The 19,624-nt window shown below is 35.9% G+C and carries 22 protein-coding genes and 2 pseudogenes; 7 read left to right on the top strand and 17 right to left on the bottom strand.

The annotated features are described in order from the left end of the window. Positions 1-16 precede the first annotated feature (16 nt). Positions 17-997, bottom strand: a complete 981-nt coding sequence (locus MKZ17_RS18365; protein ID WP_340725170.1) for an alpha/beta fold hydrolase — start codon at positions 995-997, stop codon at positions 17-19. A gap of 130 nt (positions 998-1,127) precedes the next feature. Continuing rightward, positions 1,128-1,511, bottom strand: coding sequence for a RidA family protein (locus MKZ17_RS18370; protein WP_340725171.1), 384 nt, complete (start codon positions 1,509-1,511; stop codon positions 1,128-1,130). Positions 1,512-1,618: 107 nt separating this feature from the next. On the opposite strand from MKZ17_RS18370, the gene MKZ17_RS18375 reads away from it, so the two are divergent. Beyond that, positions 1,619-1,957 (top strand): winged helix-turn-helix transcriptional regulator, encoded by a 339-nt coding sequence (locus tag MKZ17_RS18375; protein WP_126992084.1) that lies wholly within the window; start codon positions 1,619-1,621, stop codon positions 1,955-1,957. 220 nt (positions 1,958-2,177) lie between these two features. Next, positions 2,178-3,182 (top strand): VanZ family protein, encoded by a 1,005-nt coding sequence (locus MKZ17_RS18380; RefSeq protein WP_340725172.1) that lies wholly within the window; start codon positions 2,178-2,180, stop codon positions 3,180-3,182. Between the two features lie 265 nt (positions 3,183-3,447). Here MKZ17_RS18380 and MKZ17_RS18385 read toward each other — a convergent pair whose 3' ends face one another. From MKZ17_RS18385 to MKZ17_RS18420, 8 genes and pseudogenes are all read right to left on the bottom strand, one after another. After that, positions 3,448-3,840 carry a rhodanese-like domain-containing protein gene (locus MKZ17_RS18385; protein WP_126992098.1) on the bottom strand — a complete coding sequence of 131 codons (393 nt, stop codon included), beginning with the start codon at positions 3,838-3,840 and terminating at the stop codon, positions 3,448-3,450. Between the two features lie 19 nt (positions 3,841-3,859). After that, positions 3,860-4,279: a MarR family winged helix-turn-helix transcriptional regulator gene (locus tag MKZ17_RS18390; RefSeq protein WP_340725173.1), complete on the bottom strand. Its 420-nt coding sequence runs from the start codon at positions 4,277-4,279 to the stop codon at positions 3,860-3,862. 260 nt (positions 4,280-4,539) lie between these two features. Beyond that, positions 4,540-5,097 (bottom strand): annotated as a pseudogene (locus MKZ17_RS18395) (recombinase family protein); the annotation flags it as partial. 774 nt (positions 5,098-5,871) lie between these two features. After that, the gene (locus MKZ17_RS18400; protein ID WP_340725175.1) at positions 5,872-6,558 is read right to left on the bottom strand and encodes a YfjL-like protein; all 687 of its coding nucleotides are present in this window, start codon (positions 6,556-6,558) and stop codon (positions 5,872-5,874) included. A 2-nt stretch (positions 6,559-6,560) separates the two neighbouring features. Then, positions 6,561-7,109, bottom strand: coding sequence for a zf-HC2 domain-containing protein (locus MKZ17_RS18405; RefSeq protein WP_340725176.1), 549 nt, complete (start codon positions 7,107-7,109; stop codon positions 6,561-6,563). Further along, positions 7,106-7,600: an RNA polymerase sigma factor gene (locus tag MKZ17_RS18410; RefSeq protein WP_340725177.1), complete on the bottom strand. Its 495-nt coding sequence runs from the start codon at positions 7,598-7,600 to the stop codon at positions 7,106-7,108. Before MKZ17_RS18410 ends, MKZ17_RS18405 begins: the two co-directional genes overlap by 4 nt. 309 nt (positions 7,601-7,909) lie before the next feature. After that, a complete protein-coding gene (locus tag MKZ17_RS18415) occupies positions 7,910-8,479 on the bottom strand; it encodes a GNAT family N-acetyltransferase (RefSeq protein ID WP_340725178.1) in 570 nt (189 codons plus the stop codon). A gap of 282 nt (positions 8,480-8,761) precedes the next feature. Further along, positions 8,762-9,616: an alpha/beta fold hydrolase gene (locus MKZ17_RS18420; RefSeq protein WP_340725179.1), complete on the bottom strand. Its 855-nt coding sequence runs from the start codon at positions 9,614-9,616 to the stop codon at positions 8,762-8,764. A 187-nt stretch (positions 9,617-9,803) separates the two neighbouring features. Here MKZ17_RS18420 and MKZ17_RS18425 point away from each other — a divergent pair, with 187 nt between their 5' ends. The 3 genes from MKZ17_RS18425 to catA all read left to right on the top strand — a co-directional run bounded on the left by MKZ17_RS18425 (position 9,804) and on the right by catA (position 12,026). Further along, entirely contained in the window at positions 9,804-10,253 is a 450-nt protein-coding gene (locus MKZ17_RS18425; protein WP_340725180.1) for a MarR family winged helix-turn-helix transcriptional regulator, read from the top strand. Positions 10,254-10,563: 310 nt separating this feature from the next. After that, positions 10,564-11,148, top strand: a complete 585-nt coding sequence (locus tag MKZ17_RS18430) for a hypothetical protein (RefSeq protein WP_340725181.1) — start codon at positions 10,564-10,566, stop codon at positions 11,146-11,148. A gap of 215 nt (positions 11,149-11,363) precedes the next feature. Further along, complete coding sequence (catA, locus tag MKZ17_RS18435) at positions 11,364-12,026, top strand: type A chloramphenicol O-acetyltransferase (RefSeq protein ID WP_340725182.1); 663 nt, start codon at positions 11,364-11,366, stop codon at positions 12,024-12,026. Between the two features lie 106 nt (positions 12,027-12,132). Here catA and MKZ17_RS18440 read toward each other — a convergent pair whose 3' ends face one another. Together MKZ17_RS18440 and MKZ17_RS20655 are read right to left on the bottom strand one after the other, a co-directional pair. After that, positions 12,133-12,369, bottom strand: coding sequence for a hypothetical protein (locus MKZ17_RS18440; protein ID WP_340725183.1), 237 nt, complete (start codon positions 12,367-12,369; stop codon positions 12,133-12,135). 84 nt (positions 12,370-12,453) lie between these two features. Beyond that, a pseudogene (locus MKZ17_RS20655) lies at positions 12,454-12,522 on the bottom strand (M15 family metallopeptidase); the annotation flags it as partial. A 133-nt stretch (positions 12,523-12,655) separates the two neighbouring features. Here MKZ17_RS20655 and MKZ17_RS18445 point away from each other — a divergent pair. Continuing rightward, on the top strand, positions 12,656-13,036 hold the full coding sequence (locus MKZ17_RS18445; RefSeq protein ID WP_340725184.1) for a site-specific integrase: 381 nt from the start codon (positions 12,656-12,658) through the stop codon (positions 13,034-13,036). A 331-nt stretch (positions 13,037-13,367) separates the two neighbouring features. Here the strand turns inward: MKZ17_RS18445 and MKZ17_RS18450 are convergent, their stop codons facing one another. Beyond that, the gene (locus MKZ17_RS18450; protein ID WP_340725185.1) at positions 13,368-13,556 is read right to left on the bottom strand and encodes a lactate dehydrogenase; all 189 of its coding nucleotides are present in this window, start codon (positions 13,554-13,556) and stop codon (positions 13,368-13,370) included. A 253-nt stretch (positions 13,557-13,809) separates the two neighbouring features. Between MKZ17_RS18450 and MKZ17_RS18455 the strand changes: the two genes are divergently transcribed. Continuing rightward, positions 13,810-14,760, top strand: a complete 951-nt coding sequence (locus MKZ17_RS18455) for a carbohydrate kinase family protein (RefSeq protein ID WP_445326929.1) — start codon at positions 13,810-13,812, stop codon at positions 14,758-14,760. Positions 14,761-14,920: 160 nt separating this feature from the next. On the opposite strand, the gene MKZ17_RS18460 is transcribed toward MKZ17_RS18455, so the two are convergent. The 4 genes from MKZ17_RS18460 to MKZ17_RS18475 form a co-directional block, all read right to left on the bottom strand. After that, positions 14,921-15,304: a VOC family protein gene (locus tag MKZ17_RS18460; protein ID WP_340725186.1), complete on the bottom strand. Its 384-nt coding sequence runs from the start codon at positions 15,302-15,304 to the stop codon at positions 14,921-14,923. 90 nt (positions 15,305-15,394) lie between these two features. Beyond that, positions 15,395-16,765 carry a sensor histidine kinase gene (locus tag MKZ17_RS18465; protein WP_340725187.1) on the bottom strand — a complete coding sequence of 457 codons (1,371 nt, stop codon included), beginning with the start codon at positions 16,763-16,765 and terminating at the stop codon, positions 15,395-15,397. Further along, entirely contained in the window at positions 16,762-17,430 is a 669-nt protein-coding gene (locus MKZ17_RS18470; RefSeq protein ID WP_340725188.1) for a response regulator transcription factor, read from the bottom strand. Before MKZ17_RS18470 ends, MKZ17_RS18465 begins: the two co-directional genes overlap by 4 nt. Positions 17,431-17,494: 64 nt before the next feature. Continuing rightward, a complete protein-coding gene (locus MKZ17_RS18475; RefSeq protein WP_340725189.1) occupies positions 17,495-19,597 on the bottom strand; it encodes an MMPL family transporter in 2,103 nt (700 codons plus the stop codon). Positions 19,598-19,624 lie beyond the last annotated feature (27 nt).

The raw sequence follows: 19,624 nt of genomic DNA on the forward strand, positions 1-19,624 counted from the left end.
TTTCCATTATTCTAATCTACTTTAACCCCTCTACGAATTCATTCAGATTTTCGCTCATTTCCTTATAATGAGTCCAATGTAAATAATGCTGACCTTCTAGAACTACTAATTTATTATTTTTTATATTTTGTAATTGCGTATTATAAAAATCTATTTTTGACTTCCCCTCTACATATTGCTCTTTTGGAGTAAAAATCATCACTGGTAAGTCAGAAGGGAATGTCATATTTGTTGTTAAATCAAAGTTATTCTTTATCTCGTTCGTCTCTTTAACTACAGCTTTATTTATGTATTTCGCAGCAACTATAGATTTTGCCATTTTTAAGTTTACCTCTGTATATGTGCCCTTTTCAGATAATGGCAGAATATTATCTGGCGTTACATATGCCAATAATCGAGCAATACCTATTGGTGCCATATATTCCGTATATTTAGGCATAGTAGGAAAAACGTCATCACCAAAATATTCCGACATCTGTGGTAAGGTTGGATCTATTCCTATGATGGCTTTAACTTCCTCGGAATAGTTATTCGCATAATACAAACTATATATACCGGAAATTGAGTGAGGCATCAATATATATGGACCTTTTATGTTCGACTTTTTTAGTGCAGCCCTTGTTTCCTCTACTATGTTCTCAACTGTTCGTTCTTTGTCTGTTAGATCACTCCAACCATATCCGAAGGGTTCTACGACTACTACTTTATTAGTCTTTGACAATTCATTTATCAATGGCTCAAAATCCAGTGCTGGTGCTGGGGTTGCAAGACCGCTTAATAAAACAATTGTATTGTCTCCTTGGCCCTTTGTATAAATGTGCATATTTTTGCCATTTACTTCGACTAATTCCCCTATTGCTGGATATTTTCTTTGTTCATACACAGCCATTATATTGCTGTAAATGACCCAAATAATAACCACTGCTACTGTAGCTAATAAAATAGTCTTGATAACCTTCCAAAATCTAAACTTCTTTTTAACTTTAATTACTTTCACAACTCCCATTGACATCATTTATTTCCTTGATACAGAGGAAATGCTTGCTGTATCAAGGTTTTCTTTTGAGGTGTTTTTGTTCTCCGTTTATAAATTAAGGTACTTACAAAAGTAGTGAATTCACACTCAACTAATCCGTGTACGCAATAGCGCTAATTTCAATTAATTGCTCAGGAGAAGCCAAGTGGTTTACACCGATCAGGCTGCCGGCTGGGCGATGCTGTCCCATATATTCTTTAAAAATTTGGATAGCTGGCCCTGTATCCTCTTGTGCATTCGTTAAATAAATTTCCAAATAGGCAAGGTTCGATCTTGTAATATTAAACCCTTCTAATACACGGTCTAGATTTGCCAGTGTTTGTCGAGTTTGCGCTTCAATATCTCCTTCACCGACAAAGACTCCTTCCGAATCATGAGAAAACTGCCCGGAAATATAGACTGTTCCATCTACGCTGAACCCCTGGGAAATGCCGTGATCCCAAAGATCGTGGTTGACTGTTTTAATTTTTTTCATTTTTACCATTCCTTTACTTGAGAATAGGTTAAATATAAAATAGTCATAAATAAAAAAATAGTACGCACTTTTTTGATAGGTACTATTAGAAAGGATAGTGTAAAAAGATGGGGATGTCTGACTATGTAGAGAAGGGCAACGTTCGAGAGACACCTTTTGGCTATACATTATCAATTATTGGTGGTAAGTGGAAAATGCTAATTATTTATATTTTGGCAGAAAACGAAACAGTCCGCTTTAATGAATTGCAAAGAAAATTGGGGACCATTACCTTCAAAATATTAAGTTCACAGCTTAAAGAGTTGGAAGCAGACGGCATGATTGTACGAAAAGAATATCCGCAAGTCCCACCTAAAGTAGAGTACAGTCTTACACAAAAAGCACAATCCCTATTACCGGCTTTGGAACAGTTATGTGAATGGGGTTTAAAAAATCAAAAAAATTAGTTAAACTTTTTATGCGTTTCATCATATAGATTTTAAAATTGAGAACGAATTTCATTACTAGAAATTCTTTCTCTTATTTACTGTTAAGTATCATGCCAACGATTTTTTATGCAAGGCAAGGAATCCATAAGGTTTGCTGGAGAGTGGAAGACCTATTGAAACTTCATACTTAAAATGGTAAGATGCAATCTTTTACATCAAAGAAAAGAAAGGACATTTTATGAAACAAGTAAATTTACGTAAAATCACAATTGTGCTGTTAACATTATATACAGCTTTGATCCTCTATTTCTTATATCTAGGTTTTAATAGAGGTCTACTGGGGACAGACTCTAGCTTACGATACAATCTAATACCTGAAGGAATCCCATTGCATTATCCAATAGGAAAAGGCTTTCAAATCTGGTTTTTTGAGTACGGGAATTTTTTAGCGTTTATCCCTTTTGGCGTGATTATTCCACTCCTGTTTCGTTGTAGTTTTAAACGCTTTATCGTCGTTTTTATAGTATCAATAACAATTCTTGAAACGATTCAAATGCTTACACATTTAGGAGCTTTTGATATAAATGATATTATTATAAATTCATTGGGTGCTGCAGTAGGGTTTGCAGCACAGCGAATCGTCACTCATAACCGAGATAATCTAAAAGGAGTTATCAAAATCGTATTACTTTCCATGGTGCTTGCCCTTGGAACAATAATAATTGTTGGCGGTATTAATCAATATTTAGAAAAAGGCGAAGGGAAAATTATTGCCCTGAATGACCTGGTACAAGAAGATGAGTCTATCCAATGGGATGAAAACTTGTCCACTTTTACAATTGGCCAAAACGAAGTAGCCCCACAACTAAATTTAATTGATAGAGAGCATACAAAAACCAATGAATTCGTGTATCTATTAGATAGCAAATATAAATATATGACAGGTTATGTTGCAATACCTGACGATGTTTTGAACGCTACAAGCACAAAGAGTATTGAAATAGAGTTCATCAGCGATGGAGAAGTAATTTATTCGGTAGGGTTAACCACTACAAGGGGAAAAAATGGCATAGAGTCGTTTGAAGTCCCTCTTAATGAAGTGAATAATTTAACAATAAAAATAAATAGTGACAGTGCAGATTCAATAACTCATGCCGTAATATGGGACATGACACTTACAGAAGAGAACGTTGGTCAAAAGGTTATTAACAGTATAAAAGAAAAGATAAAATCACTATTCTAAAAAATCTCATCATATAAAAAAATAGACTTGATTCCAGAGAATTAGGAATTGAGCCTTTAATTGTGGCGGTGACCATTTATGTATGAACCGCTGCTAATTTATCTTCTGCGCTCATTTTCCCCATAGAAAAACCGCACCTCCTTGTTAGTATGTCTAACAAATGAGGTGCAGTTCAATGCCACATAGAGAACGTTCAATCCAGCAGTTAAGACTACTACAAAGTGTTAGCTGTTTTTTATTTAATTAGATTCCCTTTGCACCAGAGTTAACACCCACAGCTATCAGACATGTTAACCTCTTGAGAGGAATCTGAAACAGGAAAGTTCATTTCTTTCCACGCTGCAATACCCCCCGTTAGCTCTTTTACCATATATCCACGTTCTAATAAAAACTTTGCTACCTTGGCAGCGGTGTTACACCAGACATCCCAACAGTAAACAATAATTTCCTTGTCTTTTGGTATTTCATTTAAACGAGCTTGCAGTTCTTGTTCGGGTATGACATTAGCATCCTTAATTTTTAAACTTCTTACATGAAGTGGGCCGTTTCTTACATCCAGCAAAAAATATTTATCTGGATCTATTTGTGTCAATCTCAAATAATCCATAGGGCTAATAGTTGCTTCCAAACGGGCATTAAAATAATCAAGTGCATTCATAATTGTGTTACCTCCAGTTTTAAAGTGTAGTCCAAATTTTAATGAGAAAATCCTTTAGCAATTGTCTTTCTTGATTATTTAAAGGGGCTAAAACTTCTAATTCAATATCGTTTAAAAATTCCCAACGCGAATCCAATAAATCCTTTCCTTTTGATGTAATCATAAGGCTGTAGGACCTTCTATCATTAGGATTCCTTGTCCTCTCTACAAAGCCTAAAGTTTCTAAATGATCAATGTGACTTACCATTGTTGTCCGATCAATTTGTAGATTTTCAGAAATATCTTTTTGTGATGAGTAAGGGTTTCCGTTAATAAATAAAAGAACTCCATATTGTCTAGCATTAATGTGATATGGGACAAGCCCCTCGGCGAATTTAGTTTCCATTCGCTGAAGAACCTTTCCGAGTAAAAAACCATAAGATTGATTCCATTTTTCCATTTAAATTATTCACCCCTAAAAATAATCACCTAAATATATAATCAGTTTAACTGATTAATTTTTAAATTTCAAGTTGTTTGTTTTTATATTTAATTTTCAATGAAATAATGTACCTTTTAACTTTATAAAGCATACAAAATAAACTTAACGTTCCCAAATCAAAGTTTGGGCGTATAGGGGTCCCGTCAGAAAAATGCGGATTTACAACGTTAAGGAAAAACGCAAACAAAACAAGAGCATGCACAACGTTAACTGTTGAGCTGCTCTTGTTTTAAATAGCGATAAATTGTAGCACGACTAATCCCTGTCATTTCAATAATTTCACTCACACTATACTGTTCAGATTTATATAAATTGATGGCTTTTTTCAGCTCACGTCCATTTACTTTCGGACGCCCACCTTGACGCCCTCTTGCTCTAGCGCTGATTAGCCCTTCCTTCGTTCGCTGGACAATTAAATCACGTTCAAACTGGCTGAATGCTTGGAAAACCGTCATCATTAATTTCCCTTGTGGTGTCGAAGTATCAAAGTTTTCTTTAACGCTCAGTAGTTTAATTTCTCGTTCTTCGAAATACGCAACTAATTCAATTAAATCCTTCGTACTTCTCCCTAATCGAGAAAAGCTTTCTACGATTACCATGTCTCCTGGTCGCAATTTATCCTTTAGCCGATTTAATTCCGGACGATCTGTTTTCGTTCCAGATAATTTCTCCGTTAAAATCTCGTGGCAATTGTACTGCTTCAACAAATCTAGCTGTCGATTCAATTCCTGCTGTCGTGTACTCACTCGTGCATAGCCATAAGTATAAGAAGCCATTGTTTCCCCCCTTGATATACAAATCTATATCACAAAGGGAGCTTTTTGAAACATAGATTTTGAGCAAAGTTTTGAAACAGTATTTGGCAAGTAATACGGGTTAAAATTACTGAAATGAAAACCGTCTCAAAAACAATCGTTTATAAGACGCTTGTTTCTTATCGTTGTTGTATCAAGTGTTTTGTGCGGTTTCTCATAGCTTAACGTTGTAAATCCGCATTTTTATGACGCTACCCCATTATGCGGAGCAAGAGTATGCAGAAGGTGAATTTGAAATCGCACAACCAGAAGAGGCTTCTTAACGAGGAAACCACCTTATATGTAAGGTATTTTATTGTTGTACTAAGATTTGGCCATTTTAATTCGAAGTAGATGGTCTCGGCTGTAATACAATCAATAATGAAATAGGAATAATCCACTTATTATCATTAAAAGATTGTTTCATCTATTCTCCTCTGATTTATTATCGATAGTAGTCAAGGTATATAATACTGTTGATTTGAAAGAAAGTTTGATCAGTTTGATCAAAAATACCTCATAAACCGGTATTTTATGATAAATAAGAAGAACCTATTTTGAAAAAAAGATTGATCAAAATGGGCTCTTTCTTTGTGAAGTATTGTTCAATTTTTATAAAAAAGTTTGATCATTTCCTATCTAAATTGTTCCACAATCGCGCCCGATTGTGGAATATATGCTTTTTTAGCAATTAAATTAGATTTCAAAAGTATTAAACTAGGTCAAATTCAATACACAATCTATTTTGATAAAGTATTAATTAACATCTTTTATTGTTAATTCTTGTTCCGGTGTAAATCTAATGTAGTAATCATAAATTTCTTCACCATTCATGACGCTTTTATACTCTATTTCTGCTAAAATATAATTGATGGATTCACTATTCAATTGCTTCTGTATTTCCTGGCTCTGTTGCAACATTTGTTCTTTCGCTAAATTGCCTTTTTCAATTTCCAGCATAATGTGAATCGGCCTTGGTGTTTTCAACTGCGGCGTCCATTCCTCGTCAATTTGGTTGTATACTTCCACATTTGTATCAACTGAATCGACTTGCTGCACTTTTTTCTGAAGGAGCGTTAGAATATACTGCTCTGCCTCCGCGTTTAGCTTTTCGGATGCCGCTTTGTCTATCTTGGATTCATGGATTGTATCACTAAAAACTTCATACGGTTCGAAAGCGGAGACATAGAAGGTATAAGTGGTTTCAACTGCAGTCGGGTCCTTTTTTACCACTTTAAACTCATAAGTGCCATCGGACCATCCATATCCTACAGACCGCTTGATTTTGTAGTCCATGTCCGGATAAGTTTGTTCTAAAAAATTTTCCAGGCTCTCCTTTGCTTTGTTCTTGTCGATTGTATTTCCGCTGATTTGCATGTAAGCGAATACTACGGCTGCAATTAATAAAATTGCAATCACACTGTATGTTCTTTTCTTTTTCATATTTAATTTTCCTCTCTTGCTTTAAGTATACAAAAGCCAATAATGATTCCAATAAAAGTAAACAGCAGGTGGATAACTAAGGACATCAGTGCTGTTAGAAGAGCTTCCGAAAAACTTTCAGCATAGAATTCGCCGAACCAATCTGTCATATATGACAGGCAATTCCATATGAAATTCGGTATTCCTGCAAGCAGGATGGCAACGAGCGCCGATCGGTAAAATAGATACGTAACCGCACCCAAAAGGGCATAGGTCAGGATAAAGCCGCTATTGTCTTTCATAATGGTCGTGCCGATAGCCAATATCAAAGCAATGGATACAAAGAAAATCTGTATAGTCGCCAATTTCAACGTAATATTTCGAATCATTTTGTTAGAAACACCGCTTACGTTTACTTCCGTGGGAAGAGGAATTTGTGATTGTTCTGCGATTTGGCGGCATTTTTGGCAACTTTTCAAGTGTTCCTCGATAAATTGTTTTGTCTCTAGCTGCAACAAGTCTTCTTCGTATAAAGGCAAAAGGTCTTGCACAACCGCACATTCTTTTTTCATAAAGTCTCCTCCATTAATTTTTGAATCTTTAATTTCAACCGATGAAATGTCACGCGCGTATAATTCTCTGATTTGCCGATCAAAATGGCGATTTCTGCAAAACTCAGTTCTCCGTATATGCGTAGCAATATGATTTCCCTAGAGGCATCATCCAATTTCGAAATATGATGTAAGAGTATTTTTGTGTCTTCATTAATTTCTGCCACCTCTTCCAGTGAATGGATTTCGTTATCTGGAAGAGCTGCAAGTTTTTGCATTAAGCTTTGCTGATACTTATTTTTTCGGTAATACTTTTTTAATAAATTATTCGCAATAGAGAACACCCAAGTCGACAAGGTAGAATGTCCATTAAATGATGCGATGTTTTTACATGCCTCATAAAAGGTATCGTGGCAAAGGTCTTGAGCTGTTGCCTGATTCCCTGTCTTAGCATAAAAAAACGTATAGATTTTCGGATGAATTTTTTCGTATTCTTCTTCAAGCTTCTTCATAACGCCCTCTCTCTCTTGCTGTTCTTAATATTAATACCTTGGTTATCTGTTTCGTTACATTTTTTTGAAAAATATTTATCTATTACTTATGTCAAAATTGTTCTAATATTTCGCTGTATATTCAAGTATGACTAGTTGCCAACCTATACTATTTAAAATATCGTTAATAAAAATATTTAATTGGATTGTCTTATCCAATAAATAAGGAAGGTGCCCAAATGGACACCTTCCTTATTGAAATTACAATTCATCTGACAAGTAGATTTCTAAAAATGCATTAGTAAATGGAATTGCCAAAACAAATAGCGATTATTGTTCTTTTTTCCCAGCATTCAAATATTCATCTTTTAAAATCGAATAGTACGCGCTATCTGCTAATACACCTTTGATCATTTCGCTTTTACGAAGGGTCCCTTCACGTTGCATACCTAAGCGAAGCAATACTTTAGCAGAAGCACTATTAATAACATCATGTGCTGCATGTACACGCTCCAACCCTAATTCTTTGAAAGCTAAATCTAGTATTAGTTTTCCAGCTTCAGTCATATAGCCATTGCCCCAATACTTTCTATTTAATGTAAAACCAAGATCCCCACTTTTATTCCAGTCATCCACTCTAAACTCAATAGCACCTATCATTTTATTGCTATCTTTTAAGACAATTGCATATTTACCGATAGGCTCTTTGACAAAATAATTTGCAATCATACTTTGAGTTTGTTCCAAATCTTTATGTGGACTGTATAAAAAACGCGTGGTTTCTTCATCAGATGTATAGTCAAACATATCTTCAGCATCATTAAACGAAACTGGCCGTAATAAGATACGTTCCCCTTCTATTTGACTGTTTTTAACTAATAAAAGATTAAAATTACTCATGACTCTCTCCAATTCATATAACAATTTATTCTTAACTTACCAATTTATCCTAACATAATTTATTTTTCCTGAACAGTTTTGCAAATCTGAATCTTTAGATTGATACCCCAAAACATTTGAAATTATCTCTATCCTCAACTCAAATTCAAAATCACAATTTCTCCTGATAAAATCAGGTCCCTTTACATCCATCTCCACTTAGTAGGTTTTGCACGTGAAAACCGATAATGATAAAAATGAAAGCACGGAATTTGGTGCCTTCATTATTTATATATGAATATATTATAGAGAAACTGATTCAGTAGATTTCAAAAACTGAATTAGTTCAGCATTGAACTCTTCGGCATGTGTCGCATTAAATCCATGTGGTCCGCCTTTAATGACCACAAGCTGACTGTTCGGGATGCGTTCATGTGCTTTTTTCCCACTGACTTCTAATGGCACGATTGCATCTGAATCACCGTGAATAATCAGTGTTGGTACATTGAACTTATCTAAATCAGCACGGAAATCGGTTTTACTAAATGCAGCGATACAGTCAAGTGTACCCTTTGGTGAAGCAAATGCTGCAATGTCACGATTATATAGTCGGAATGCTTCACTCACTAAATCCGTTCTGTCCCCTGAAGCAAAGAAGTTCGTTGTGAAGTTATCTAAGAAGGCAATTCTATCTGCCTTTACTCCATCTTGTAAAACTTTAATTGTTGCATCATCAAATCCGCCTTTTGGATTATCCGCCGTTTTGTAAAGGTACGGAGGTACAGCCCCTGCCAATACAGCTCTTGATACACGTTCTATTCCGTAAGTACCAATGTAACGAGAAACTTCACCGCCACCCATTGAAAATCCAACTAATGTGACATCACGAAGGTCTAGATGCTCCAAAATTTTGTGTAAGTCTGCCGCAAATGTATCGTATTCATATCCATTCCATGGCTGTGAAGATTGCCCGAATCCACGACGATCATACGTAATGACGCGGTATCCAACCTCTACCAATGCAGGTACTTGTTTTTCCCAAGATCTTCCGCTAAGTGGCCAACCATGAATTAACACGACCGGTTTTCCAGTTCCTACATCCTCAATGTGAAGCTCGATTGGTGTACCATTTTCAAATCCTACAGTAAGTTTACTCATTATAAATTCCTCCAATTATTATATTTAAGTTTTGCCAAATTGTATTGTGCAAAACTTATTTTATGAATTCATCTTACTCTCCTGTAAATATGTTGTCAACAATTAAATTGTGCAAAATTCTTTTTTATTTTTTGATGGTATGTTAAATTTATAATGAGAGAAATACTAACCAATAGAGGTGTAACAAATGGATACGAATTCACAAAATTTAAACTTAGAAGATCATTTATGCTTCTCCTTGTACGCTTGTTCGAGGGCTATCTTACGGCTTTATCGCCCTTATCTAGATGAACTTCAGCTTACTTATCCTCAGTATTTAGTTTTAGTTACGTTATGGGAAAAGCCACAAAGAACAATTAAAGAGCTGGGGGAAATACTTAATCTGGATACAGGTACACTTACTCCATTACTCAAACGTATGGAAGCTGCTGGTCTCATCGAGCGTCGACGTGACACTGTCGATGAACGCGTCATGAATATTCATATTACGCAAGCTGGCCAAGCACTCCAGGAAAAGGCATCTTGTGTTCCTCAATCTCTATTCGGTGCTACTGGCATGAGTAAAAAGGAACTGGATGAAATAAACGAAACAATCATGCGCCTATTACATCAGCTGAATGGAGAAGGTAAGAAATAGATGCATATAAAAAAATCCACTTTATACCTAAGAGGGGTAGTACCGTCAAAACGCACATTTTGTACGTTAAGGCAAAAAACCTTAATATATAAGGGTTTAATAAATCAATAACCAAAAAGGGATTATGTTATATTTTTTGGCAGTTTGATTGTAGTATATATTTTGGTTATGAAATTAAGCTATATTCATCATAATTTCACCAGATATCGAGACTATTTCATAAACGTTCATTTTTGGTTATTGCTTAGCGTATAATATCCGCGTTTTGTCGGCTGAACCCCGTCTAAGTTTACAAAGGAGAAAGTTGATTATGTTAAAAAATATTAAATTGATTTTGCCTATTATGTTTTTATCAATAGGGTTGTTTGGTTGCCAACAAAACAATAACGAGAAGGTTGATAATGAACCGTCTAATACCCAAATCTTAGAAACAAAAGCTGAGGTCATCGAAGAAGACTTTGTATATCGACTTGTGACAGAAAATGCAGAATACAGTAGGAATGAACCTATAAAATTTTATGCGGAATTAGAATATACAGGCGATAAAGAAGAAATTGAAATTTTTCATTCAGCTTCGCCATTCTCTTTTCCAATGATTGAGACTACGAGAAATTATGAGATTGGATACCGTATGGAAGAACCGTTATTAAGCACGAAACTAATTAAAGGGGAACCACTCCGTGAAGAATATAGGGGAAGTGGCGGGTATGGTTCACAGGACAAAAAAGAATATATAGGGTTTATGAAACAAATTATGAATCAGGAATTTCCAGAGGGACATTATGTTGTAAATGGCATTGCAGACTTTGGTGTTATAGCTAACGAGGAAACGGGGGAAATGAAAAAATATAAAATAAAAGCACAGGTTGAATTTAGTGTCAACGATAGTAATTAAAAAATAATTTTTTTACTAACGGGGGCTTTAGTTGAACAAACATTTCAAATATCGTTCCCAAACATCGCTTTGGGGATGTTTTTATTCAACTAATGGTAGCAATTTTGATATATTATAATTGTAAATTAGATTGTTTGAGGGTGATTAAGTAATGAAGAGGACAGTGAAGCTTGCCTCTTAAATTTTCTAAAAAAATTTAGGAGGCATATAAGAATATGGAATTTAATATTATTGACTTAAATACTTGGGAAAGAAAGCCTTATTTTGAACATTTTTTAAATCATACTAGATGTACGTTCAGTATGACTGCAAATATAGATATTACAAAGCTATTAGAGAGAACTCGTGTAGAGGATATTAAATTCTATCCTACTTTTATCTATATGGTTATGAAGGTTGTTAATTCTCACGTTGAATTTCGAACTTGTTTTGACGAAGAGGGAAGACTTGGTTATTGGGAACAGATGAATCCTAGCTATACTATATTTCATAATGATGATAAAACGTTTTCTGATTTATGGACAGATTTTAATTTGGATTTTAATTCATTCCACAAAAGTTACCAAGAAGATATGAAACAATATGGTGAAGTGAAAGAGTTAAGTCCGAAAAAACAGGCACCTCAAAACTTAGTCCCTATTTCCTGTATTCCGTGGACTAGCTTCACAGGGTTTAACTTAAATATCTTTAATGATGGTACTTACTTGTTACCAATCATTACAGGTGGTAAGTATTTTAATCAAGAAGATAAAGTATTGTTACCTATTTCACTACAAGTTCATCATTCCGTTTGCGATGGATACCACGCTAGCCATTTCTTTAAAGAAATGCAACAATTGGCTGACAACTGCAATGAATGGCTAAACGTACATTTTTAATTAATAGAACGTATTATAAAGTATACAAAACCAACCTAATAAACGTTCCCAAATGAATTTTTGGAACACATAAAAAGCCCACTACCAATAGGTAATGGGCTTAAGTCTATTTTTTATTTTGAGCTTTATAAATCATCGTAATCACTTCTTCGCGTGTAGCTGGCCGTTTTAGATAGGTACCATCTGATACACCATTTTCCTTCGCCCACTCCACAGCATCCTCAGCCCATGTTGTTGGTGCTGCATCTTTTTCGTATGTTTCTTTTGCCACAATTTCAGCCTCCTTCGTTTCATCTTTTACAATTAACTGCACCTTTAATTTACTGTTAGATGGTACAATCACTTGCCCCTCTAATTTGTAACCTGCAGGAGCTTTCCAGTTTGCTTTTACTTCAAAATGAGGACGGTCAACGTTCTTTGACCAAACACCGCCCCATGTAATGCCTAATTTACGAGCAATAGCACCGACTTTATTTAACGTTGTAATATCATACAGTGATCTCGGGGGCTACATGCAATATCCCATGCCAAACGACCACTGTGATTACTGACAAGCGTCCAAGTTACAATTTGCCCTGATCTTGTACGTCCTTGTGCATACAGATACTTTTGCCGTTCTGGGCTACGATATGATGGATGAATTAAGGTTATATCGAAAAAAATGGGTTAAAGATAAGTTATCCATCGGAGAACAATGGGAGGAAACAGAATACGAATGGGTATTTTGCAAAGACAATGGACAACATTTATATCCTTCAAGCCCGACTAACAAATGGAGTAAATTATTAAAGAAAAATCAATTTCGTTATATTCGTTTGCATGATTTGCGCCATACTTCTGCTAGTTTGTTAATAGCTCAAGGTGTACATGCAAAAATTATCTCCGAAAGATTGGGACATTCCGATATTTCAGTAACTATGAATACTTACGGACATGCTTTTAAATCAGCCGATCGAGCAGCAGCTGATAAATTAGAAAGTATATTCAAAAACAAAAGAACCACAAACTAATTTGGTGTTATTGGTGTTAAATTGGTGTTAAAATTCTCAATAAATAACGATAACTCTTTGAAAAATGGTGTTAAACATAGAATGCAAAAACCTGTTATATTAGTATTTAAAACAATTCCTAATAAAAGAAATAAACCACTACTTCACATTTGAGGAGTGGTGGTTTAAAACTTTCTATAATAACTACGGCAATGTGGCTGCTTACATAAAGCGCATACCAGCAATGGTTTATGGGCACCCTCACTAGAAATGGTGAGGGTGTTTTTTTGATAAACGGCATTGGAGTTAATCTATTGCTTAAAAAATTCACATAATAAAAAGCCACTCCTAGTTAAGTGGCATCATCAAGAATATAGGCATATTTTTCAATATGTTCATCCGCTTCGATTGGAATTCCAAATGCTGTAATAACTCCATTGGAATTTTCAACGTGGTCAAGTTTGTCGGTCATATCTACGAAAACTTTGGAATTCATTTTAATTTTAATTACTTGCTTGCCCTGAGATTGAAGATATTCCATCCCTTTGTGAATCTCCTCTAATAAAATTTCCAGAACGCTTCCTCCTAACGGTTTTGATTACTTATCATTTATAGGATGGCTCTAACTCCGAAAAATATATCAAAACAACCTTATATCAGCAAATAACTTTACAGTTCGCCATATTGTCACATGCTGCCCTCTATATGTTAGCGCATTTACTTTCCATCCACTTTAAACTATGACACAATTTACTTAGTTACCTTTATCTTGACGCATTAACGGAGGGATTTTATTGAAGAAAGTACTTTGTATTGGCGAACTTTTAATCGATTTTTATACGACAGAAATACAGCAGTCCATCATACAATCAAATTATTTTGAAAAGCAAGCTGGAGGTGCACCTGCAAATGTTTCAGCAGCAATCGCAAAACTTGGAGGAATCGCATATTTTTGCGGGAAAGTAGGAGCTGACGCATTTGGTCATTTTTTAAAACAAACGATACTGGCTGCCGGGGTACATACAGATCACCTTATATTCGATGCAAACGCCCCGACTACTTTAGCCTTCGTATCGAGACAGCCGGATGGAGAGCGAGATTTTATTTTCAACCGAGGTGCTGATGAAAGGCTAAGTATTGAAGATTTAAATTTACAGCAATTGTTTACAATGGATATCATTCATTTTGGCTCTGCTACCGCGCTTTTAAGTAATCCTTTTTGTAAAACCTATGAACAGTTGCTGCAAACATACCGCATCCAAAACCGCTTTATTTCATTTGACCCAAATTATCGCTCGAATTTATGGAAGGGTAACGTAGAAGAGTTCACTCACAAATGTAAGCCATTTTTACAAGCAGCACACTTTATTAAAATGAGTGAAGAGGAATTATTTTTATTTGCACAAACGTCTTTTTTAGAGGATGCAATCGAGTGGTTACAGCAGTTTGACGATAAAATCTTTGCAATTACAAGAGGTGCGAACGGTACCATTTTTGTAAAAGATGGCCATGTTACTCATATTGCTACCCCTTCTATACGATCTATTGATGCAACAGGAGCTGGGGATGCCTTTGTTGGAGCAGTTCTTTATCAACTAAGCTTGTTGGATGAAGCTTCGGACATTTCCTTTGACGAGTGGAAAAACATCATTCAATTTGCCAATCAAGTTGGCGCCAAGGTATGTGAAAAAGTAGGCGCAATAGAAGCACTTCCTACATTAGATGAGGTTTGCTCCGCTTTCTAATACGAAACAAAGGGCATACAAGAATAAAACACAATTTTTCGTATAGGAAAAATTGTGTTTTTTAATGCATCTCAATTTAATCAACTCGAATTCACTTTTTCTACATAGACAATACTATGCTCCTTTATTTTATGAAAAAACACCTTTCAGTTCCCTTTAATTAATCAATCGATGTACAAATTTCAATATAATGCCCATCCGGATCGGCTACGTAGGCTACAATTTGTCCCCATGGCTTTTCGGTTGGCTCTTTAACAACCTTCACACCTTGGGCACGCATCATATCAATTGTTTCTGCAACATTGTCGACAACAAAACCGATTTCAAATGTTTGAGTTGAAGTCGTTAATGATGGAACCTCAAGACCAATTTCATCACGAATCGATTGTCTCGTATTAATCGAAAGCGTAGTCACCCCTGTATCGAATTCCACGTATGTCCCTTGCTGCATTTTCATCGTCAATCCTAAAATCTCTCCATAAAAACGAATGGCCTTGTTCAAATCCTCAACATATAAAATAATATATTTCATTGCAAACTTCATATATTTCAGCCTCCCCTACCATAATTAAAAACAGTTTAGCATTCCGAAATCTTCCAGTAAATAAAAAAGAGCGGCCATAGCCCCTCTTTTTTAAATCGTTAATAATACACTTACTTCTGTCCCTATACCTAATTCACTTTGAATCAGGAATTCTCCATCATGGCGCGCTACAATTTCTGTCACAATTGCTAATCCAAGTCCACTACTTTGACTTGAACGTGACGGGTCAACACGATAAAAGCGTTCCTTTACCTTTTCTAGTGCATCAGCTGGAATTCCAATTCCTTCATCCTCAATTGTGACAATGACCTGATTATCAACACGCTTACAAGAAACGACTATTTTCCCCTTATCCTCACTGTACCGTATCGCATTCGTCAATAAATTGTCCCACACCTGTTCCAATAAGTGCTGGTCGGCAGTGATGCAAATGGGTTCTAGCTCATACACTAACTCCATTTGTTTATCATCCAGCATCCAGCGCTTTGAAAATAACAACTCTTTTAATTGCTGATCAAGTGCAAACATCTTTTTCTCAATCGGTAAAGTTTTCTGATCCAAGGAGCTTAATAATAACAGTTGCTTCGTAAGTGCTGACAGTCTCTTCGTTTCTTGCTCAATAATTTCTAAATATTGCACCCGTTCTTCTTCTGTATTTTCCGCATCCTTTAACACGTTCGCATAGCCTTGAATGTTTAGGAGGGGCGACTGAAAATCATGAGATACATTATTGATAAAATCTTTTTTTAGCTGGTCATTTTCTGCTAGGCGTTTCGCCATTTTTTTAAACTGACTTGCTAACTGACCGAGTTCATCATGACGATCGATTTGCAAATCGATGTCATAATCCTCCTGTGCAATTTGCTCTGTTGCTCGTTGTAATTGCTTCAATGGTTGCACAAGCCCACGCGCTATGAATAGCATTGCGCCTAAAATAATGACCGCTGTTATAAAAATAAATCCAATAATTAAAAAGTGCATTTCAGAAAACAACATCGCATTATCCGGCCTAATAAATAGAGCGTATTGTTCATTATGAAACGTAAATGGCACACCAATTGTATTTTGCACATCATTTGCAAAATGGTTCATAAAGACGAAACGTTCCTTATAATCCATAATGCCGTGATAGACGTTGTCTGTACCGACAATGGATGTCATATCTGCATTTAGAGTCATCTTTTTAAAGGCCGTACCAAAGCTCGTTGTTTCATTTTTTTCATTTATAACGACGACCTGGTAGCCGAGTTTTGCTACTGATTGTAAATAGCCTGTATAATCGCCTTCATGCATATAGGCAAGATTATTTGTAACTTCCTTTGCAATCTCCAAATTCCCTTCATCCGCATCAGGTCGAATTTGCATATTATAAATTTGACCTAGTAAAAGCATTGAAATCGCCACACTCGCTGCGATGACAAGGAGTGTTACGATAATATATTGTTTATATAACGTCTTCATTTTAATTCCTCAATTTTATAGCCAATTCCGCGTACGGTTTGAATTTTCACGTTGGCTTCCACCTCTTCTAATCGAGTACGCAAACGTTTTATATGAGTCGTCAATGTAAAGTCATCACCATCATAGTCATAGCCCCACACCTGTTCCATGAGCTGATCGCGTGAAAATACGATATCTGGCCGGCTACATAAAATACTCAAAAGCTCAAATTCCTTTAATGGTAAAAGCAGTACTTGTTCACCAACTTTCACCTCAAAGGTTTGCCGGTCAATGAGCATATTCGCCACCTTCGTTTGTACCCGCTCTAGCTTTTGAAAACGGCGCAAAATTGCTCGAATACGGAATAATAATTCTTTAGGTTCAAATGGCTTCACCATATAATCATCCGCTCCAGCTAAAAAGCCCTTTTCTTTATCTTCTAGTGTTGTCTTCGCTGTCAGCATTAGTACAGGGATTTCCTCCTCTGTCAACCGTCTCGTCAGTGTAATGCCATCCATTTTTGGCATCATCACATCGACAATTGCCAAATCGAGGGGTTCTTTATCTAATAGAGTAAGTGCCTCTAATCCATTACTCGCAAAATATGCTTCATAGCCTTCCTTTTTTAGATGAATGCCGATTAATTTTCGAATAAATGGATCATCATCTACAACTAAAATGCGCATCCATCTCACCGCCTTTTTTATAATGAAAGGGAGACCGATTGCTCAGTCTCCCTTAATGTAATCATTACTTCTTATCTTTTTCAAATAATAAGATAAGCATTGGTAATAGCATACCACGCACTAAGAATGTATCAATTAAAATCCCAACTGATACCATGAAGCCGAATACGAATAGATCTGCTATTGGCATTGTCATTAATGCAGCAAAAGTTGCGGCTAAAATAACACCTGCAGAAGAAATGACACCACCCGTGTTACGAATTGCGATTTCTAATGCTTCTTTTACCGTATGTGTTTTACGTTCCTCTAAGAAACGTGATACTAAAATAATATTATAGTCGATACCAAGCGCTACTAAGAAAATGAAGGCATACACTGGTACTCGTGTACTAATTGCCTCATAGCCGAAGAACAGATCCACTAGGAATAAGCCTAGTCCTAATGCAGATAAATAAGATACTAAAATGGTTGCCATCATGTAAATTGGCATTTTCCATGAACGTGTTAAAACAAATAATAGTACTAAAATTAACAATGTTTCAAGTAAAACAATTTTATAAATATCCGCATTATTGACATTACGTTCATCCACTAATTTGGCTGTTGTGCCTGCAAAATGAATTTCTCCATCAATATTTGCTAGCTTTAAAGTGTCTGCCCCATTGTCACGCATCTCTTCTAACTTTTCAATTGCTTCTGATGAATATGGGTTTAAATCAAAGGCCATCGATAGTTTTAGCTTCGTCGCATCCTCCGACACAGCAGAAGTACGGACAGAAGCAATTAACTCATCTGATAATAATGCATCTGATAATGCTGTTATTTGCTCTTCTGTTAGCTTTTCATTACTTTCTACTAAAATCGACGTTGGTGCAAGTTCCCCTTTATCGAACTTTGTTTCAACGATTTCATAACCTACACGAGATGGTAAATCCTCTGGGAATGATTTGACTGTATCAAATTCATACTCTAAGTTTAGTACGTTTAGAGACGTAATTAACATGAACGCTAATACAAGGCCACCCGATAGGAACGGCTTGTTGACAACAAATTTTGCAATTGGCCCCCAAATGCCGTGCTTCACTTCTTTTGTTTCACCGAATTTCGGTACTTTTGGCCAGAATGCTTTACGACCAAATAAGGCAAATAGTGCTGGCACTAATGTTACTGAGCCAAGCATTATTATGAATACAGCTGCACCGAAAATTGGTGCAAAGTTTTGGTAATCACGGAAATCCGCAAAGAATAAAACGAGCATTGCTGCTAATACTGTACCACCAGCGAAGAATACCGGCTCGCCTGTTGCACGCATTGCATATTTCATCGCTTCGTATTTATTTTCATAGTGATTTAACTCTTCACGGTAGCGTGAGAATACAAAGAGTGAATAGTCAATAACCGCAGCGAATAATAAAATACTCATAATCGACGTTGTTGAGTTATTGATTTCTAAACCTGCTGCACCCATTAATGCAATCGTTTGGTTCGCTACTTGATAGACAATTACCGTTGCCAGTAACGGGATAAACGCTAAAAGAGGTGAACGGTAAATGATAATTAATAAAATTAAAATGATGAAGATTGTTGCGAATAATAATTGGAAATCGGCTTGCTCGAATAATTTTATCGTATCCCCGGCAATACCTGCTGGGCCAGTAATATAGAAGGCCGTATCGCCTGTTGCTTCAGCTGCTTCGTTTCCGATTTCAGAAGCATGATCGTTAATCTCTTCGTAAGCTTTGTTCCCTAAGCCTTGCTCTAATACCATCGGAATAATCATCGTCGTCTTATCTTCTGATGTAAAGCCAGCTAATGCTTGCGGTGGTAATGCAGAAATATCTACAATTTGGTCAATTCCCTCGATATTTTCATCGATGATTGCACCTAAAATTGCTTTTACACTATCGACATTTACTTCCCCATTTTCATTATGGAATACAAGTATCCCTGGTGTTCCTTGATCATTTGGGAAAAATTCACTTAATTTATTTTCTGCAATTATCGATTGTGCATCATCTGGTAGTGATTGGAAATTCGACACTTTATAATCACCAAGCTTTGGACCAGCACTTAGGCCAATCATTAACACAAGCCAAATGATTAACGTAATCCACGCGCCACGTTTTGTTGATACCCAATCCGTAATTGGATTTAAAAACTTGTTCATATTGTTCCTCCTTTTTTACTCTACATC

This window comes from Solibacillus sp. FSL R7-0682 (assembly GCF_038005985.1).
Classification (GTDB): domain Bacteria; phylum Bacillota; class Bacilli; order Bacillales_A; family Planococcaceae; genus Solibacillus.

What these genes read in the sequence shown, in the direction of transcription:
- MKZ17_RS18375 (WP_126992084.1), top strand. Translation starts at nt 1,619, where the DNA reads ATGGGGATGTCTGACTATGTAGAGAAGGGCAACGTTCGAGAGACACCT.
- MKZ17_RS18450 (WP_340725185.1), bottom strand. Translation starts at nt 13,556, where the DNA reads ATGGAATATCTTCAATCTCAGGGCAAGCAAGTAATTAAAATTAAAATG.
- MKZ17_RS18475 (WP_340725189.1), bottom strand. Translation starts at nt 19,597, where the DNA reads ATGAACAAGTTTTTAAATCCAATTACGGATTGGGTATCAACAAAACGT.
- MKZ17_RS18400 (WP_340725175.1), bottom strand. Translation starts at nt 6,558, where the DNA reads ATGAAAAAGAAAAGAACATACAGTGTGATTGCAATTTTATTAATTGCA.
- MKZ17_RS18380 (WP_340725172.1), top strand. Translation starts at nt 2,178, where the DNA reads ATGAAACAAGTAAATTTACGTAAAATCACAATTGTGCTGTTAACATTA.
- MKZ17_RS18460 (WP_340725186.1), bottom strand. Translation starts at nt 15,304, where the DNA reads ATGAAGTTTGCAATGAAATATATTATTTTATATGTTGAGGATTTGAAC.
- MKZ17_RS18370 (WP_340725171.1), bottom strand. Translation starts at nt 1,511, where the DNA reads ATGAAAAAAATTAAAACAGTCAACCACGATCTTTGGGATCACGGCATT.
- MKZ17_RS18415 (WP_340725178.1), bottom strand. Translation starts at nt 8,479, where the DNA reads ATGAGTAATTTTAATCTTTTATTAGTTAAAAACAGTCAAATAGAAGGG.
- MKZ17_RS18405 (WP_340725176.1), bottom strand. Translation starts at nt 7,109, where the DNA reads ATGAAAAAAGAATGTGCGGTTGTGCAAGACCTTTTGCCTTTATACGAA.
- MKZ17_RS18465 (WP_340725187.1), bottom strand. Translation starts at nt 16,765, where the DNA reads ATGAAGACGTTATATAAACAATATATTATCGTAACACTCCTTGTCATC.
- MKZ17_RS18385 (WP_126992098.1), bottom strand. Translation starts at nt 3,840, where the DNA reads ATGAATGCACTTGATTATTTTAATGCCCGTTTGGAAGCAACTATTAGC.
- MKZ17_RS18430 (WP_340725181.1), top strand. Translation starts at nt 10,564, where the DNA reads ATGTTAAAAAATATTAAATTGATTTTGCCTATTATGTTTTTATCAATA.
- MKZ17_RS18410 (WP_340725177.1), bottom strand. Translation starts at nt 7,600, where the DNA reads ATGAAGAAGCTTGAAGAAGAATACGAAAAAATTCATCCGAAAATCTAT.
- MKZ17_RS18425 (WP_340725180.1), top strand. Translation starts at nt 9,804, where the DNA reads ATGGATACGAATTCACAAAATTTAAACTTAGAAGATCATTTATGCTTC.
- catA (WP_340725182.1), top strand. Translation starts at nt 11,364, where the DNA reads ATGGAATTTAATATTATTGACTTAAATACTTGGGAAAGAAAGCCTTAT.
- MKZ17_RS18445 (WP_340725184.1), top strand. Translation starts at nt 12,656, where the DNA reads ATGATGGATGAATTAAGGTTATATCGAAAAAAATGGGTTAAAGATAAG.
- MKZ17_RS18390 (WP_340725173.1), bottom strand. Translation starts at nt 4,279, where the DNA reads ATGGAAAAATGGAATCAATCTTATGGTTTTTTACTCGGAAAGGTTCTT.
- MKZ17_RS18420 (WP_340725179.1), bottom strand. Translation starts at nt 9,616, where the DNA reads ATGAGTAAACTTACTGTAGGATTTGAAAATGGTACACCAATCGAGCTT.
- MKZ17_RS18470 (WP_340725188.1), bottom strand. Translation starts at nt 17,430, where the DNA reads ATGCGCATTTTAGTTGTAGATGATGATCCATTTATTCGAAAATTAATC.